14 protein-coding genes are annotated in these 16,176 nt (G+C 67.4%); 2 read left to right on the forward strand and 12 right to left on the reverse strand.

Features of this window, described 5'->3' with window-relative positions; genetic code table 11:
- Nucleotides 1-10 precede the first annotated feature (10 nt).
- Nucleotides 11-661, forward strand: coding sequence for a hypothetical protein (locus ACIA8C_RS00405; RefSeq protein WP_397130106.1), 651 nt, complete (start codon nucleotides 11-13; stop codon nucleotides 659-661).
- Here the strand turns inward: ACIA8C_RS00405 and ACIA8C_RS00410 are convergent, their stop codons facing one another.
- The 10 genes from ACIA8C_RS00410 to ACIA8C_RS00455 form a co-directional block, all read right to left on the reverse strand.
- Complete coding sequence (locus ACIA8C_RS00410) at nucleotides 662-1,906, reverse strand: TetR/AcrR family transcriptional regulator (RefSeq protein WP_397130107.1); 1,245 nt, start codon at nucleotides 1,904-1,906, stop codon at nucleotides 662-664.
- 185 nt (nucleotides 1,907-2,091) lie between these two features.
- Nucleotides 2,092-3,336, reverse strand: coding sequence for a TetR/AcrR family transcriptional regulator (locus ACIA8C_RS00415; protein ID WP_397130108.1), 1,245 nt, complete (start codon nucleotides 3,334-3,336; stop codon nucleotides 2,092-2,094).
- Between the two features lie 35 nt (nucleotides 3,337-3,371).
- On the reverse strand, nucleotides 3,372-3,506 hold the full coding sequence (locus tag ACIA8C_RS00420; RefSeq protein ID WP_397130109.1) for a hypothetical protein: 135 nt from the start codon (nucleotides 3,504-3,506) through the stop codon (nucleotides 3,372-3,374).
- 39 nt (nucleotides 3,507-3,545) lie between these two features.
- On the reverse strand, nucleotides 3,546-4,889 hold the full coding sequence (locus ACIA8C_RS00425) for a cytochrome P450 (protein WP_397130110.1): 1,344 nt from the start codon (nucleotides 4,887-4,889) through the stop codon (nucleotides 3,546-3,548).
- Between the two features lie 197 nt (nucleotides 4,890-5,086).
- Entirely contained in the window at nucleotides 5,087-7,036 is a 1,950-nt protein-coding gene (locus tag ACIA8C_RS00430; protein WP_397130111.1) for an acetoacetate--CoA ligase, read from the reverse strand.
- Between the two features lie 30 nt (nucleotides 7,037-7,066).
- A complete protein-coding gene (locus ACIA8C_RS00435) occupies nucleotides 7,067-7,879 on the reverse strand; it encodes an HpcH/HpaI aldolase/citrate lyase family protein (protein ID WP_397130112.1) in 813 nt (270 codons plus the stop codon).
- Entirely contained in the window at nucleotides 7,876-8,376 is a 501-nt protein-coding gene (locus ACIA8C_RS00440) for a MaoC family dehydratase (RefSeq protein WP_397130113.1), read from the reverse strand. The genes ACIA8C_RS00435 and ACIA8C_RS00440 overlap by 4 nt, the downstream gene beginning before the upstream one ends.
- Nucleotides 8,373-9,533, reverse strand: coding sequence for an acyl-CoA dehydrogenase family protein (locus ACIA8C_RS00445; RefSeq protein WP_397130114.1), 1,161 nt, complete (start codon nucleotides 9,531-9,533; stop codon nucleotides 8,373-8,375). Before ACIA8C_RS00445 ends, ACIA8C_RS00440 begins: the two co-directional genes overlap by 4 nt.
- Nucleotides 9,530-11,569: an acetyl/propionyl/methylcrotonyl-CoA carboxylase subunit alpha gene (locus tag ACIA8C_RS00450; RefSeq protein WP_397130115.1), complete on the reverse strand. Its 2,040-nt coding sequence runs from the start codon at nucleotides 11,567-11,569 to the stop codon at nucleotides 9,530-9,532. The genes ACIA8C_RS00445 and ACIA8C_RS00450 overlap by 4 nt, the downstream gene beginning before the upstream one ends.
- A 5-nt stretch (nucleotides 11,570-11,574) precedes the next feature.
- Nucleotides 11,575-13,173 carry a carboxyl transferase domain-containing protein gene (locus ACIA8C_RS00455; protein ID WP_397130116.1) on the reverse strand — a complete coding sequence of 533 codons (1,599 nt, stop codon included), beginning with the start codon at nucleotides 13,171-13,173 and terminating at the stop codon, nucleotides 11,575-11,577.
- Between the two features lie 183 nt (nucleotides 13,174-13,356).
- Between ACIA8C_RS00455 and ACIA8C_RS00460 the strand changes: the two genes are divergently transcribed.
- The gene (locus ACIA8C_RS00460; RefSeq protein ID WP_397130117.1) at nucleotides 13,357-13,950 is read left to right on the forward strand and encodes a TetR/AcrR family transcriptional regulator; all 594 of its coding nucleotides are present in this window, start codon (nucleotides 13,357-13,359) and stop codon (nucleotides 13,948-13,950) included.
- 8 nt (nucleotides 13,951-13,958) lie between these two features.
- On the opposite strand, the gene ACIA8C_RS00465 is transcribed toward ACIA8C_RS00460, so the two are convergent.
- Both ACIA8C_RS00465 and ACIA8C_RS00470 read right to left on the reverse strand, forming a co-directional pair.
- A complete protein-coding gene (locus ACIA8C_RS00465) occupies nucleotides 13,959-14,705 on the reverse strand; it encodes a 3-hydroxybutyrate dehydrogenase (RefSeq protein ID WP_397130118.1) in 747 nt (248 codons plus the stop codon).
- Entirely contained in the window at nucleotides 14,702-16,084 is a 1,383-nt protein-coding gene (locus ACIA8C_RS00470) for an MFS transporter (protein ID WP_397130119.1), read from the reverse strand. Before ACIA8C_RS00470 ends, ACIA8C_RS00465 begins: the two co-directional genes overlap by 4 nt.
- Between the last annotated feature and the right edge of the window lie 92 nt (nucleotides 16,085-16,176).

Here is a 16,176-nt window from a genome sequence, read left to right on the forward strand (position 1 = left end):
AGCACATCTGATGAACGACACCGAGGGCGAGATCGAAACGCCGACCGAGGATCCGACGCCTGTTGAATCGAGCGGCCTTGCGGCAGAGAAAGTTTCGGCCGAACCGGAACAGGACACACCGCCGCTCGCGGCCATGCGTTTCCGGCTGGTCCCTGGCCGAGCCGGACGGATCGCGCTCCGTGCGGCAGCGGCCGTATTGCTCTGCGCCGCAGTTGCTTCGACCGTCGTGTTCTACCTCCAGAACAAGGGCAACAAGGCGATCATCGACGCCAACGCGGACGCGCGCACCGCCGCCTGCAAGTACGCCCCGGTCCTGGCCGACTACGACGCCAAGAAACTGGACGACTACTTCGCCGCCGTCCTCGGCGGCGCGACCGGCGACTGGAAGAAGCAATTCGACAGCACCAGTAAGGAATTGCGCGACGTGCTCACCCAGGGCGAGGTGGTGTCGAAGGTCAACGACGTCCAGTGCGCGATCAAGTCCGGCGACGAGAACTCCGCCGAGGCCATCGTGGTGATCGGCCAGACCATCACCAGCATGGGCACCCAGGGCAAGCCCGCACCCGGCCAGCTGTCCATGGTGATGCGGCTGGAGAAGGTGGACGGCCGCTGGCTGGTGAACAAGGTGAACTCACCGCTGGCACCGCCGCCGCAGCCGTAGTCAGCCGCCGTCGGGGCCGAACAGCACGACCCGCATCAGGTGAATTACCCGCTGCCGCGAGCACACCGGGTCGTCGGAGCCGAAGCGCTGACCGAGATCCACGACCAGGGCCAAGGCCGCGTGCACCAGCAGCCTGGCGTCGGCGGCGGACAGCTCGGGCCGGACCCCGACGAGCAGCTTGGCCCACTCTTCGACGTTGAGCCGCTGAATGTTTCGCAGCACCGTCCGATCATCGGCGGGCACATTGCTGATCTCGGCGAAGTAGACGAAGGTCAGCTCGCGCTCGGCGAACGAGCCCGCCACATATAGCTCGATCAGCGTCGTCAGCGCCTGCTCCGGCCCGTCCGCCGCCGCGACCGCCGGGCCGATCGCGGCCGAAACCCGTTCCGCGACACGGCGGAACGCGGCCGCGAGGATATCGCCCTTGCCGCGGTAGAAGCGGTACACCGCCGACGAGGCGGGCAGCCCGGCCGCGGTGGCGATGTCCTCGACGCTCACATTCGGATAACCGCGTCGGTGGAACAGTTCGATCGCCCGCGCGAGCAGCAGCTCGTGCTTGAACGTCAGCGGAATTTCGGTGGCCGCAAGGGTTTCGGTGTGCGGGGCGGCAGCAGGCAGCACACAGTCGGCGGCCGACCGGCAGGCGGTACCGAGCAGGGTGGCCAAGGCGCGCACCGGAACCGACACGTGGTGATCGCCGATGCTGCTGAGCACGCTCAGCACCGCGGCCGACAGCACGGCTCGGTCGGCCCGGTCCAGCTCCGGTCGGGTCTCGGCGAGCAGCGACATCAGGACCGAATTCACCTTGGCCAGTTGACCGTCCAGGATCGCCGCGTCGGCGTCCTCGAGATAGCGGCGCTGCCAGCGCAGCAGCGCGGCACTACGGCGGTTGGTGATCGAGGAGGCGATGAGCGCGTCGATGACGTGGCCGAGCCGTGCCTGTGCGGACAGGCTGCGGACCGGGTCCGGCAGGTGCACCGCGGCCTCGCTGAGTGTGCCGAGTCGCAAAGCCTCCTCGCGGAACAGCGCGTACTTGCTCGGGTAGTGGCGGTACAGCGCGGCCGAGCTGATGTCGAGCCGGGACGCGATGTCCTCCATGCTCACGCCGTGATACCCGACCGATCCGAACGCCTCCGCCGAGGCCGCCGCGATCTGGGCCCGTCGATCACGCGGCCGCCGCCGAACCACGCGCGCGGCGGTGCCGTCGGACGCCTTGTCCGCGGCGCGGCCTTCCTGGGCACCCATGCCGCGATGGTAGCCGAACCGGACGCTCGGCAGCGGGGCCTTGGACCCCGGAAACCAAACTGAATCGAAGATCACAATGCGGGTACTATTCTGCCCGCTACCTTTAGCTATTCCGATTCATCTGTCTGGAATGTCGAGTAACATAAACGACCGGTCGGTACCTCGATCGCGCCGATCTGGGAGGTCTAGGCGGCCGCGGGACGACCGAAAAGAACCACCTGCATCAACAGCCGGACCCGGCACTGCGCCGCCATCGGCTGGTTGTCGAACGCGCGACCCAGATCCACCACCAACGCGAACGCGGCGTGGATGAGGAAGCGCGCCTCGGCGGGGGAAAGCTCCGGGCGCACCTCGCGCAGCAGCCGGGCCCACTCTTCGACACTGAGCCGCTGGATGTTTCGCAGCACCGTGCGTTCCTCCGCCGGAACATGTTGGAACTCGGTGTAATACACGTAGGTCAGCGCACGCTCGGCGAACGACCCCGCGACGTACTGGTCGATCAGCGTGGTCAGTGCGGCCTCCGGGCTCGCCGCGGTCGCGACCGCCGGACCGACCGCACCCGAAACCCGTTCCGCGGCACGGCGAAACGCGGCGGCGAGCAGGTCGCTCTTGCCGCGGTAGAACCGGTACACCGCCGAGGCGGCGGACAGTCCCGCCGCGGTGGCGATATCCTCCACGCTGACATTGGGATACCCGCGCTCATGGAACAGCTCGACCGCTTTACGCAGCAGCAGTTCGTGTTTGAAGGAGTCCGGGATCTCGACCACCTGGACCGGCTCGGCGGCCCGCTCCGCGGGCAGTTCCGTGCCGATGATCGGCTGGCACGCCGAACTCAACAGCCGGGCAAGAGATTTCGCCGGGAGGGTGGCGTGGTGGTCGGCGATGCTGGTGATCGTGCTCAGCAGTGCCATGCGCAATATTCGAGTGTCGTCCTCGGTCAGCTCCGGCCGCAGCTCGGCGAGCTGGCTGCCGAGCGCGCCGAGCACGGCGAACTGCTGATCGTTCAGCAGCGTCAGATCGTCGGGCTCCAGGTAGCGGCCCTCCCAGCGCACCAGGGTGATGGTCGGCCGGTTCTCGATGGTGACGGCGATGAGCGCGTCGAGCACGTGCCGCAGCCGCCGCTCGGGCGGCCACGCAGCCGCCTCTTCCGGCAGCTCGACCGACTCGGTCATCGCCCGGCCGACCCGCAGCAATTCCTCACGGAACAGCGCGTACTTGCTCGGATAGTGGCGGTACAGCGCCGCTGAACTGATGCCGAGGCCGGTGGCGATGTCCTCCATGCTGACGCCGTGATAGCCGAGCGCGCCGAACGCGGCGGCCGAGGCGGCGGCGATCTGCGCCCGCCGATTCTTCGGCCTGCGCCGGACCTCCCGGGGTGCCGAGTCGCCGGTGCTCGCCTTCCGCGCCGTACGGCGATTGTCGACACTCATGCGGACATCGTACTGATCAGGGCTGGTGAGACGGGCTACGGCTCGGTGCGGGGCGCCTGCCGGACCGGCTGGGTGTGCCAGGTCACCCGGAATCGGGGCGGCACCTGCCGGAAGCCCGCGGCCGTCGCCGCGACCCGTAGGCGCGGGTCGCCGCAGGTGAGGGCCACCACAGCCGATCGGCCACGGCGGCCTCGAACGCCGTTGCCCGATCAGTCGCGCGGCGTGATGACCAGTAGCGCCTTACCTTCGGGGATCGTGGTGATGTTCCTGGTCTTCGCGCGTTCCGGACTCGCGCCATCAGGGCGTGAAAGAGAATGTCGCACAATGATTTCCCGCAGCACCGCGGTGCCTTCCATCAGCGAGAAACCCGCGCCGATGCAGCGCCGTACCCCACCGCCGAAGGGCAGCCAGGTGTTCGGCGCCACCTCGCCGGACAGGAAGCGGTCCGGCCGGAAGACCGCGAGATCGGGATAGTTGTCGGGGCTGCGGTGCGCGAGCAGGATCGAGGTGTTCACCACCGTGCCCGCGGGCAGCCGCCTGCCGCCGATTGTCATGTCCCTGGTCAGTTTTCGATTGGTGCCGTTGATGATGACGCGCAGCCGCATGGCTTCCTTCATGACGGCTTCGAGGTACTTGTCGTCGCCGGTGCGCGCGGCGACCAGGGCCGCATCCTGGATGTCGGGGTGGGTCGCGATCTCGTACAGCGCCCAGGACAACGCCGACGCGGTCGTCTCATGGCCGGCGAGCAACAGCGTGATGAGCTGGTCGCGCAGTTCCGCGTCGGTGAGCGGCGGGTCGTGATCGTCGCCGGTGCCCGCGTGCAGCAGCCGGGACAGCACATCGGTGCGTTCGGCCAGATCCGGCGCGCTTCGACGCGCGGCGATCTCGGCGTAGAGCAGGGCGTCGACCGCGCGCATATTCTCGGCGAACCGCTTCCACGGCCCGACCCGGCGGAGCACGCCCGACTTGAACCCGAGGAACACCAGCGGGTTGAGGTGCACGATCCGGCGCAGTCGCGGCGCGAGCTCGGCGCGGGTCTGTTGGTCGGAGGCCCCGAACACCACCTGAATCATCACCTCGAGGGTGAGCGCGTTCATCCGGTCGAGCGTGATCAGCGTGGAACCCGGTGTCCAGCGGTCGATTTCGGCGACGGCGATACCGGCGACCAGATCGCGGTAGCCGCGCAGTGCCGAGCCGTTGAACGCGGGCATCAGTAGCCGTCTGGCGCGCGCGTGCTCGTCCTCATCGGTCAGCAGCAGGGAGTGCTGGCCCATCACGACGCCGAGGATCTGGTTGCCCTCGCCCGCGTGCAGGTCACGCGGGTTGCCCGCGAAGATCTCCTTGATGTGCTCCGGGCGGGAGAACACCACCGCATGCTCGGCGAGCGGCGGGATGCGCAGCGTGAAGACGTCGCCGTACCGGCGTGCGACGGCGGGCACGAAGCGCTGGCGATCGAGCTGGAACAGCAGGCTCTGCACGAAGGCGGGTAGCCGCGACCCCGGCGGATAGGCGGCGGTGGTCTCGTCACGCTCCCGGACGTCCTGTGCGGCCACGATGCCACCTTCGTTGAGTATGAGACGAACCTGTTTCATACCACGCTAAGAGATCTATGCCGTGGGGTCTATAACGCGGCAGGTAATCAACCGTACTTGACGCGGTGGTCCGATTTGGTGCCGCGACGCGCGTGCGTCAGCCGCGGCATCCTTACCACCGAGACGCACGCGCGTAGCGGCCCCTGACCTGCGGGCCGCTAACTTGCGGTGCCGGGTCGCTGCGCGGAGTACCAGTCGAGCAGGTCCGGGTTGTCGACCGCGCTGCGTTCGACGACGCGCGCCGCCTCGGCGCCCTGGAACAGCTTCTTGATCGGGACCTCGAGCTTTTTACCGGTGCGGGTGTGCGGGATGCCGGGGGCGACGAGGATTTCGTCGGGGACGTGGCGCGGGGAGACCTCGGTGCGAATGGTGCTGTTGATGCGGGTCTTCAGGTCCTCGGTGAGTTCGGCGCCGGGGGCGAGCACGACGAACAGCGGCATCCAGTACCCACCGTCCGGCTGTTCGGCACCGATGACCAGGGCCTCGGCGATCTCGGGGAGGCGTTCGACGGACTGGTAGATGTCGGCGCTGCCCATCCGGATGCCGTGCCGGTTGAGGGTGGAATCGGAGCGGCCGTGCACGACGACGGAGTTGCGGTCGGTGATGGTGATCCAGTCGCCGTGCCGCCACACGCCGGGGTACATATCGAAATAGGCGTCGTGATAACGCTTTCCGTCCTCGTCGTGCCAGAAACGCACCGGCATCGACGGCATCGGCTTGGTGATCACGAGCTCGCCGACCTCGTTACGGACCGGCGCTCCGGTGCCGTCGAACGATTCCAGTGCGGCGCCGAGGAAACGGGTCGACAGCTCTCCCGGCCAGGCGGGCACGGTGCGGGCGCCGCCCATGAAGGCCGACACCACGTCGGTGCCACCGCTGATGGAATTGACCTGGACGTGCTCACCGGTGTTCTCGCCCAACCAGAGTGCCGACGAGGTCGGCAGCGACGCGCCGGTGATGCCGACCGTGCGCAGCGCGGACAGGTCGTGCTCGGTGCGCGGCACGGCACCCGCCTTCATGCAGGCGAGCACGTAGCCGGGACTGGTGCCCAGCACGGTCGTCCGGGTCTCGGTGGCGATGCGCCACAACCCATCCGGTGCCGGATAGGTAGGGCTGCCGTCGTAACAGACGATGGTCGCGCCGACCAGCAGGCCGGAGACCTGGAAGTTCCACATCATCCAGCTCGGGCTGGTGTACCAGAAGAACGTGTCGGCGGGCCCGATATCGGATTGCAGCGCAACGGCTTTGAGGTGCTCCAGCAATACCCCGCCGTGGCCGTGCACGATGCCCTTCGGCAGTCCGGTAGTGCCGGACGAGAACACGATCCACAGCGGATGGTCGAAATCGACCGACTCCGTGGTGATCACGGCGGGCGCGGCCTCGTCGTAGGCGATCGCGTCGGTCCACGCGGTCGCATCCGCGACGTCGAGGCCGAGCTGGGAAACGGCGATCGTGGCGCGCAGCGTGCCGAGACCGGCCTGCAGCTTGGCGATGTCGGCGCGCTTGTCGTGCGCCTTGCCGCCGAATCGGTAGCCGTCCACGGTGATCAGCACGGTGGGTTCGAGCTGGCCTAGCCGGTCCAGTGCGGCCTTGGCCGAGTAGTCCTGGCCGCAGGCACTCCACACCGCGCCGATGCTGGCCGTTGCGAGTAGGGCGACGATCGTCTCGGGGATGTTGGGCAGGTAACCCGCGACCCGATCGCCCGCCTGTACCCCCAACGATCGCAGGGTGCGCGCCAATGCCGCTGTGTCGTCGATCAATTCGGCCCAGGACACCTCGCGCGGCGATGCGTCCTCGGTGATCCCGATGATCGCGGGCCGGTCGCTGCGGAACTGGCGGACGAGCTGATCGACATAGTTCAGCCGGGTGCCCGGGAACCATTGCGCACCCGGCATTTCGGCTTTGGCGAGCACCTCGCCGGCGACCTCGCCGAGCTCGAAGTAGTCCCATACCGCATGCCAGAAATCGGCGAGCTCATCGACGGACCACTGCCACAGCGTGTGGTAGTCGGCTGCGACGAGGCCGGTACGGGCCTCGACGAACTTCGCGAAGTCGGTGATCCTGGCGTCGGCGATATCCTGCTCGGTCGGCACCCACTGTGGTTGCACCGCGATCCTCCTGGCTGTTCGAACTGGTGGTCAGGCGCGCGCCGCGCGCCGCACAATCTGCTCGGCGTGCCGCAGGACGGGGGCGTCGACCATGCGGCCCTCGAAGGCGAACACACCACGATGCTTCGGAACTTCGTCGAGTACCCTTCGAGCCCAATAGATCTCGTCGTCCGACGGCGCGTACGCCGCGCGGATGATCGCTACCTGGCTGGGGTGGATGGCGACCTTCGCGTCGAATCCGACGGCGACCGCGTCCAGTGCCTCGGCACGAAGGCCGTCGAGATCACCGATATCGAGATACACCGAGTCGAGCGCGAACTTCCCGTACGCCTTGGCCGCGAGCAGCGCAGTGGACCGAACATGGCGGGCCACGTCGCGATAGCTGCCGTCGGCGTGCCTGCTCGACTTGCCGCCGAGCCCGGCGACGAGGTCCTCGGCGCCCCACATCACGCCGATCGCGTTGTCCGCCGTCATCGCGTCGCCGACGGTCAGTGCGCCGAGCGGGGATTCGATCAACGCGAGCACCTCGAACTCGGCCAGCGTGGTGATCTGTTCGGCCGACTCGCATTTCGGCAGCATGATGCGCCGGTACCTGGTGTCGGCCAAGGCAGCCAGATCGCGGGTGTGCTCGTCGGTGCCGACGGCATTGACCCGGACGAACGTGGAATCGGGGTCGAGGGGCGTCTCGACGAGCGCCTTGCGCGCCGCCGCCTTGTCCCCGGCGGCGACACCGTCCTCGAGATCGAGGATCACCACATCCGCTGCGGCCGCGGCCTTTTCGTAGCGCTCCGGTCGATCCGCCGGACAGAACAGCCACCCGGGTCCCGGCATCTCCCAGGTCATGGCTTTCCGGATTCGGGACGCAGGCGGATCATCGCGTTGCGCACGGCGACCGCGACGACGGTGCCGTGCTGGTTGCGCGCGGTATGGCGGAAGGTCACGATGCCCTCGCCCGGCCTGCTCTTCGACACCCGCTTGTCCAGCACGACGGTCTCGGCGTAGACGGTGTCGCCGTGGAACAGCGGCGCCGGGAACTTCACCTCGGAGAAGCCGAGATTGGCGACGGTGGTGCCCTGGGTCAGGTGCGCGACCGCGAGGCCGACCATGGTGCCGAGAGTGAACAGCGAGTTGACCAGGCGCTGATGGAACGGCTCCTGAGCCTCGCTGTAGGCCGCATCGATGTGCAGCCCTTGCGGATTCATGGTCAGCGTGCTGAACAGCACGTTGTCGGTCTCGGTCATGGTGCGTCCGGGCCGGTGCTCGTACAGCACCTCGGTTTCGAGTTCCTCGAACCACATCCCGGTCTGCACGACCCGGCGCAAGTTATCGGTATCCGTCACAGTCCGAGTTCCCGTCCGATCAGCATCAACTGCACCTCCGTTGTGCCCTCGCCGATTTCGAGGATCTTGCTGTCCCGGTAGTGCCTGGCCACCGGGTATTCGTTCATGAATCCGTAGCCGCCGAAGATCTGCGTGGCGTCGCGGGAATTGTCCATCGCCGCCTCGCTGGCCACCAGTTTGGCGATGGACGCCTGCTTCTTGAACGGCTTGCCCGCCAGCATCAGGGCCGCGGCGTCATAGTAGGCGGTGCGGGCCGTGTGTGCCCGTGCCTCCATCCGGCCGATCTTGAAGGCGATGGCCTGATTGCGGCCGATGACCTGGCCGAATGCCTCGCGCTCCGTGGCGTAGCGCACGCTCTCGTCGACGCAGCCCTGTGCGGCGCCGACCGCGAGCGCCGCGATGGCGATGCGGCCCTCGTCCAGGATGCGCAGGAAGTTCGCGTAGCCGCGGCCGCGCTCGCCGAGCAGGTTCTCTTCGGGCACCCGGACGTCGGTGAAGCTGAGCGGGTGCGTGTCCGAGGCGTTCCAGCCGACCTTGTTGTAGGCGGGTTCGGCGACGAAGCCAGGGGTGTCGGTGGGCACCAGGATGGTGGAGATCTCCTTCTTGCCGCCGCTCTGGCCGGTCACCGCGGTCACCGTCACCAGCGTGGTGATATCGGTGCCGGAGTTGGTGATGAACTGCTTGCTGCCGTTGATCACCCAATCACCGCTGTCGGCGATCGCGGTGGTCTTGGTGCCGCCCGCGTCGCTGCCCGCGCCGGGTTCGGTGAGCCCGAACGCCGCGAGCGAACGCCCACTGGTCAACTGCGGCAACCATTCTTGCTTCTGTTTGTCGTTGCCGTAGCGGTAGATGGGCATGGCGCCAAGGGAGACACCGGCTTCCAGGGTGATGGCCACGCTCTGGTCGATCTTGCCGAGTTCCTCCAGGGCCAGGCAGAGCGCGAAGTAGTCGCCGCCCATGCCGCCGTACTCCTCGGGGAACGGCAGGCCGAACAGGCCCATGTCGGCCATGCCGGAGACCACCTCGTACGGGAAGGTGTGCTTCGCGTCGTGCTCGGCGGCCACCGGTGCGACCACCGTCCGCGCGAAATCGCGCACGGTCATGGCGAGGTCGCGGTACTCCTGCGGCAATGCGCCGGTGGACAGGAAGTCGGTCATGCTGGGGTTCCTTCTCGCTCGGCGGTCTCGGGGGTTTCGGCGACGGGCGTCGCGATGATGCGGGCCAGCACTTGGTCGAGGCGGACCTGGGTGCCGGGTGTGACCAGGATTTCGACGGTTCCGGCGATGGGCGCGGTGAGGGAGTGCTCCATCTTCATCGCCTCGACGATGACCACGGGGGTGCCCGCGGCGACGGTGGCGCCGGTGTCGGCCTGCACGGCGATCACCGAACCCGGCATGGGGCTTTTGATTTCGGCGTCGCCGACGTGTTCGGTCCCGCCGCGGACGCTCGCCTCGGGGATCTCGCGCAGCAGCGCACTGCCGGAGGGGCCGGACAGCCACAGTTGCCCGTCGTATTCGGCGATCCGATATTCGTGACGGATGCCGTCCAGCGTCAGCGTCAGCACGCTGTTATCGAAAGCGGCTGTAATAGAGGTCGATTCGCCCCCATCGATGCGAGCCGTCGCATCGGTGGGAGTGCCGGTGAGGTAGACGTGTTCGGTCCGATCACCGCCGGTCAGCCGGATCTTGGTCGGCGCTGCGTCGCCGATGCGCCAGCCGGACGGAATGTGCCAGGGATCCTGCTGCGTCGTCGGCCACCGTCGCAGCCAGCGATAAGTGGCAGCGGCCAGGAACGCCGCGTCGTCGACCGGAGCCGGGTGAAAGTCGGCGACCCGGCGGTCAAGCAGCCCGGTATCCAGGTGTCCTGCCGCGACATTCGGGTCGGCGAGCAGGAAGCGCAGGAACTCGATATTGCTGGTTACCCCGAGCAGCACCGTATCGTCAAGTGCCCGATCGAGTTTCGCGATCGCGGCGGTCCGATCGGCGCCGTGCGCGATGACCTTCGACAGCATCGGGTCGTAGTCACTGCCGACCACGGTGCCCACGCGCAAGCCCGAATCGACCCGGACGCCAACGCCTTCGGGCTCGGACAGATCGAGCACCGTGCCACCGGTGGGCAGGAACCCACGGCCGGGATCCTCGGCGTACACCCTGGCCTCGATGGCGTGCCCGATCATCCGGATCTCGTCCTGCTCCACCGCGAGCTTCTGCCCGGCCGCCACCCGGATCTGGGATTCCACCAGGTCGATGCCGGTGACCAGCTCGGTAACCGGATGTTCCACCTGCAGCCGGGTATTCATCTCCATGAAGAAGAACTCGTCGGGCCGATCGGCGGAGACGATGAATTCGACCGTGCCCGCGCCGACGTAATCGACGCTGCGCGCGGTGTTGCAGGCGGCCGCGCCGATCCTGGCCCGCGTCGCGGCGTCGAGCAGCGGCGACGGCGCCTCCTCGATGACCTTCTGGTGCCTGCGTTGCAGACTGCATTCGCGTTCGCCGAGGTGTAGCACATTGCCGAACTGGTCGGCGAGGACCTGCACCTCGATGTGCCGTGGGCGGGTGACGAAGCGTTCCAGGAACAGCGTGTCGTCGCCGAACGCGGCGGCGGCCTCGCGGCGCGCGCTGCGCAGCGCGTCGGGCAGCTGCGCGGGATCCTCGACCAGCCGCATGCCCTTGCCGCCACCGCCCGCCGAGGGCTTGACCAGCACCGGGTAACCGACCTCGCGTGCCGCGTCGATCAGATCCGCGTCGGTCAGACCCGGCCTGGCGATGCCGGGCACGACCGGGACATTGAAGGCGGACACGGTGTTCTTCGCCGCGATCTTGTCGCCCATCACCTCGATCGCGCGGACGGGCGGGCCGAGGAAGACAATGCCCGCGTCGGCGAGCGCCGCGGCGAAAGCGGCGTTCTCGGAGAGGAATCCGTACCCGGGATGCACGGCCTGTGCGCCCGTACGCACGGCGGCGGCCACGACTTTGTCGATGGCGAGGTAACTTTCGCGTGCGGGGGCCGGGCCGAGCCGCACCGCGGTGTCGGCCTCGTGCACATGCCTGGCGTCGGCGTCGGCGTCGCTGTAGACCGCGACCGAGCGAATCCCCATGGCGCGCAAGGTACGGATGACACGCACCGCGATCTCGCCGCGGTTGGCGACGAGAATGGTGTCGAACCCGACAGGATGAGATTTATTCAACATCGCACTCACATCCGGAAGACGCCGTAGGAAACGGGTTCGAGCGGCGCTTGCGCGCACACCGAAAGGGCAAGTCCGAGGACGGTTCTGGTGTCCGCGGGATCGATCACGCCGTCGTCCCAGAGGCGGGCCGTCGAGTAGTAGGGGTTGCCCTGGCTCTCATACTGGTCGCGGATCGGTGCCTTGAACGCTTCCTCGTCCGCCGCCGACCACGGTTGTCCCGAGCTGTCGAGCTGATCGCCGCGCACCGTCGACAGCACGGAGGCGGCCTGCTCGCCGCCCATCACCGAGATCCTGGCGTTGGGCCACATCCACAGGAAGCGGGGCGAGTAGGCCCGCCCGCACATCGAATAGTTGCCCGCGCCATACGAACCGCCGATCACCACGGTCAGCTTCGGCACCCGCGCGCAGGCCACGGCGGTGACCATCTTGGCGCCGTGCTTGGCGATGCCGCCCGCCTCGTAGTCGCGGCCGACCATGAACCCGGTGATGTTCTGCAGGAACAGCAGCGGGATCTTGCGCTTGTCGCACAGCTCGATGAAATGCGCGCCCTTCATGGCGGATTCGCTGAACAGCACGCCATTGTTGGCGACGATGCCGACCGGGTGGCCGTGGATGTGCGCGAAACCGGTGACCAAGGTCTTGCCGTACTCGGCTTTGAACTCGTGAAAGGCGCTGTCCCCGTTCGTAGCACCGTCGACGAGGCGACGGATGACTTCCCGGACGTCGTACGGGGTGCGCAGGTCGACCGGCACCACGTCGTACAGCTCCGACTCCGGTGCGGCGGGCGCCACCGTCGGCAGCACCGCCCACGGACTCGCCGGACGCGGGCCAAGCGTCGCGACGATCCGGCGCACGATGCGCAGCGCGTCCTGATCGTCCTCGGCCAGATGGTCGGTGACACCCGAAGTGCGCGAATGCAGTTCGCCACCGCCGAGCTCTTCCGCGGTGACCACCTCGCCGGTCGCGGCCTTCACCAGCGGCGGGCCGCCGAGGAAAATGGTGCCCTGATTGCGCACAATCACGGCCTCGTCGCTCATCGCGGGCACATACGCGCCGCCCGCGGTGCAGGAGCCGAGGACCGCGGCGATCTGCGGAATTCCCTTGGCGCTCATCGTCGCCTGGTTGTAGAAGATGCGCCCGAAATGCTCCCGGTCGGGGAAAACCTCGTCCTGCTCGGGCAAGTACGCGCCGCCGGAATCGACGAGGTACAGACACGGCAGCTGATTCTGCAGCGCGATCTCCTGGGCGCGCAGATGCTTCTTCACCGTCATCGGGTAGTAGGTGCCACCCTTGACGGTGGCGTCGTTGGCCACGATCACGCACTCGCGGCCGGACACCCGCCCGATCCCGGTGATGATGCCCGCACCGGGAGATTCGTCGCCGTACATGCCGGTCGCGGCGAGGGGGGAGAGTTCGAGGAATGGGCTGCCGGGGTCGAGCAGTTGGTCCACCCGCTGGCGGGGCAGCAGCTTGCCGCGCGCCACGTGGCGATCCCGTGCCTTCACGGGTCCGCCGAGCGCGGCGGCGGCAAGCCGGGCGCCCAGGTCGTCTACCAGTGCCTTGTGGGCGACCCGGTTGTCGACGGCCTCTTCGGTAACGGTCATGGCGTCATCCTGTTGGTCAGCGTCGCGTAGCGACTCGATGAGATGGCGGTCGGGCGACGGGTGGACGAGCGACTCGATGAAGGGGTGGTGGTCGGGTGACGGGTGTCCAGTTAGTCGCCGATAACTGGAATCCAGGTTAATCTTGGTTAACCGAGATGTCCACATCAGGCGAAAGGAGCGCGTGTGACCAGCACTGACCCTGTCACGCTCACCCGCCGTGAACAGCTAAAGGCGGAGCGACGGAAGCAGCTCCTCGATGCAGGTGCCCGGCTCATCGCCGACCGCGGGTTCCTCGGGATGCGCCTGGACGACCTCGGCGCGGCCGTTGGTATCAGCGGGCCCGCGGTCTATCGCCATTTCCCGAACAAGGAAGCGTTGCTGGTAGAACTGCTCGTCGGCGTCAGCCAGCGGCTGCTCGACGGCGGCAAGGCGGTGGTCGCGCGCACGGATGGCGCGGCCGAGGCCCTGGACGGGCTCGTCGACTTCCATCTCGACTTCGCGCTCGGCGATCCGGACCTGATCCGCATCCAGGATCGCGATCTGGAGAACGTGCCCGCCGCCGCCCGGCGCGAGCTGCGCCGCACCCAGCGCCAGTACGTGGAAATCTGGGTCACGGTGCTGCGCGAGCTGCATCCCGGGCTACCCGAGGAGACGGCGCGGGTGCAGGCCCACGCCGCCTTCGGGCTGATCAACTCCACCCCGCACAGCGCGACCACGGCGACCGCCGCGCGCGCCAGACCCATCCTGCGCCGAATGGCCTTGTCCGCCTTGGGGTGAGCGCTCCCTCATCGAGCGCTCCACCCACCGTCCATGGTGTAGCAGGCGCCGGTCACCATGCCCGCGTCCGCCGAGGCGAGCCAACTCACCAAGGAGGCAACCTCTTCGGGCTCGACCAGGCGCTTGATCGCGCTCTCGGTGAGCAGGATCTTCTCCAGCACCTCCTGCTCGGGGATGTCATGTGCCTTGGCCTGGTCGGCGATCTGCTTGTCCACCAACGGGGTTCGGACGTAGCCGGGGCTGACGCAGTTACTGGTGACGCCGTGCCGGCCGCCCTCCAGTGCAGTGACTTTGGAGAGACCCTCCAAGCCGTGCTTGGCCGTCACATAGGCGGACTTGTACTCCGATGCCCGAATCCCGTGTACCGATGAGATATTGACGATCCGGCCGAATCCCCGGCGGTACATGTGCGGCAGGGCCGCGCGGACGAGCAGGAACGGCGCCTCGACCATCAGGGTGAGCATGTCGCGGAACTGCCGCGGGGCGAAGTCCTCGATCGGGCTGATGCTCTGCACCCCTGCGTTGTTCACCAGGATGTCCACGTCCAGCTCTAGCGTTTCCAGCGCCTCGATCTCGAGCAGGTCCACCGCCCAGGACTTTCCGTCGAGTTCGCGGGCCAGTGACTTGGCGCCCACCTCGTCGATGTCGGCGATGGTGACCAGCGCGCCGCGGGCGGCGAGCGCCCGCGCGCAGGCGGCGCCGATACCGCTGGCGCCGCCGGTGATCAGGGCGGAACGGCCGGTCAGATCGCTCATTTGGCGGCCACCGCCGTGGGCTTGCCTGCTAGGTATTCCGCATCGGCGAGGTCGACGGTTGCCAAATCCAGACCTTTCGTTTCCCGGGCGAAGAAGACGGCGACGACGGTGATGGCGGCGGCGATGGCCAGGTAGATGGCAATCGGTACCGCGGACTTGTAGGTGTTGAGCAGCCGGACCGCGATGATCGGCGCAAGCGATCCGGCGACGATCGAGGTGACCTGATAGCCAAGGGACACACCGGAATACCGCATGCGGGTCGGAAACATCTCGGCCATGATCGCGGGCTGGCCCGCGTACATGAAGGCATGGAAGATCAGGCCGAGGATGATGGCGAACAGGATGATCGCGTTGTGCCCGCTGTCCATCATCGGGAAGGCGAAGAAACCCCAGGTACCCGCGGTGAGCGCGCCGATCAGGTAAATCGGTCGCCGGCCGAAGCGGTCGGAGAGCCGACCGACCAGCGGGACCGTCACGAAATGCACCGCGTGCGCGGCGAGCAGCCACCAGAGGATGACCTTGGTGTCGACGTGCACCTGCACCTTGAGGTAGGTGATGGTGAAGGTGACGACCAGGTAGTACAGGATGTTCTCGCCGAAACGCAGACCCATGGCGGTGAGCACACCGCGCGGGTAGCGCTTGAGCACCTCGACGACGCTCAGCGAGGTCGCCTTGATCTGCTCCAATTCCTGTTGCGCGGCAACGAAAATGGGCGCATCGGTGACCTTGGTGCGGATGTAGTAGCCGATCAGCACGACCACCGCCGACAGCCAGAAGGCAACGCGCCAGCCCCAACTGAGGAAGGCCGCGTCCGACAGCCAGGTGGTCAGTGCCAGCAGCACGACCGTCGCAAGCAGGTTCCCCATCGGCACCCCGGCCTGCGGCCAGCTCGCCCAGAAGCCGCGACTGCGGCTCGGACTGTGTTCGGCCACAAGAAGAACCGCGCCGCCCCACTCGCCGCCGACCGCGAAACCCTGGATGAAGCGCAGCACAACCAGCAGTGCGGGCGCCAAGTAGCCGACCTGACCGAAGGTCGGCAGGCAGCCCATCAGGAACGTCGAAGCGCCGACCAGGATCAGGCTGAACTGCAGCAGCTTCTTGCGTCCGTACTTGTCGCCGAAGTGCCCGAACACGATGCCGCCAAGGGGGCGCGCGGCGAAGCCGACGGCGTAGGTGATGAAGGCGGCGAGAATCGCGTCCAGATCGCTGGTGCCCTTGGCGAAGAACACCTTGCTGAACACCAGCGTCGCGGCCGTGCCGTAGAGGAAGAATTCGTACCATTCGACGACCGTGCCCGCCATCGACGCGGCGACCACCCGTCTCAAGCCGGTCGGTACCCCGCCGGGGTCGCTTGACCACAATGCACTGCGCACGCTCATCGAACTCTCCTTCGTGCCAGGGGTCACATCAGGGTGTAGATGTGATGGCCCCCACAAATCTCGGCTGCAACGAAGTATTAGTGCAGATGGGT

Source organism: Nocardia sp. NPDC051321 (genome assembly GCF_044455225.1).
GTDB lineage: Bacteria > Actinomycetota > Actinomycetes > Mycobacteriales > Mycobacteriaceae > Nocardia.

What these genes read in the sequence shown, in the direction of transcription:
- ACIA8C_RS00405 (WP_397130106.1), top strand. Translation starts at nt 11, where the DNA reads ATGAACGACACCGAGGGCGAGATCGAAACGCCGACCGAGGATCCGACG.
- ACIA8C_RS00410 (WP_397130107.1), bottom strand. Translation starts at nt 1,906, where the DNA reads ATGGGTGCCCAGGAAGGCCGCGCCGCGGACAAGGCGTCCGACGGCACC.
- ACIA8C_RS00415 (WP_397130108.1), bottom strand. Translation starts at nt 3,336, where the DNA reads ATGAGTGTCGACAATCGCCGTACGGCGCGGAAGGCGAGCACCGGCGAC.
- ACIA8C_RS00465 (WP_397130118.1), bottom strand. Translation starts at nt 14,705, where the DNA reads ATGAGCGATCTGACCGGCCGTTCCGCCCTGATCACCGGCGGCGCCAGC.
- ACIA8C_RS00435 (WP_397130112.1), bottom strand. Translation starts at nt 7,879, where the DNA reads ATGACCTGGGAGATGCCGGGACCCGGGTGGCTGTTCTGTCCGGCGGAT.
- ACIA8C_RS00445 (WP_397130114.1), bottom strand. Translation starts at nt 9,533, where the DNA reads ATGACCGACTTCCTGTCCACCGGCGCATTGCCGCAGGAGTACCGCGAC.
- ACIA8C_RS00470 (WP_397130119.1), bottom strand. Translation starts at nt 16,084, where the DNA reads ATGAGCGTGCGCAGTGCATTGTGGTCAAGCGACCCCGGCGGGGTACCG.
- ACIA8C_RS00455 (WP_397130116.1), bottom strand. Translation starts at nt 13,173, where the DNA reads ATGACCGTTACCGAAGAGGCCGTCGACAACCGGGTCGCCCACAAGGCA.
- ACIA8C_RS00450 (WP_397130115.1), bottom strand. Translation starts at nt 11,569, where the DNA reads ATGTTGAATAAATCTCATCCTGTCGGGTTCGACACCATTCTCGTCGCC.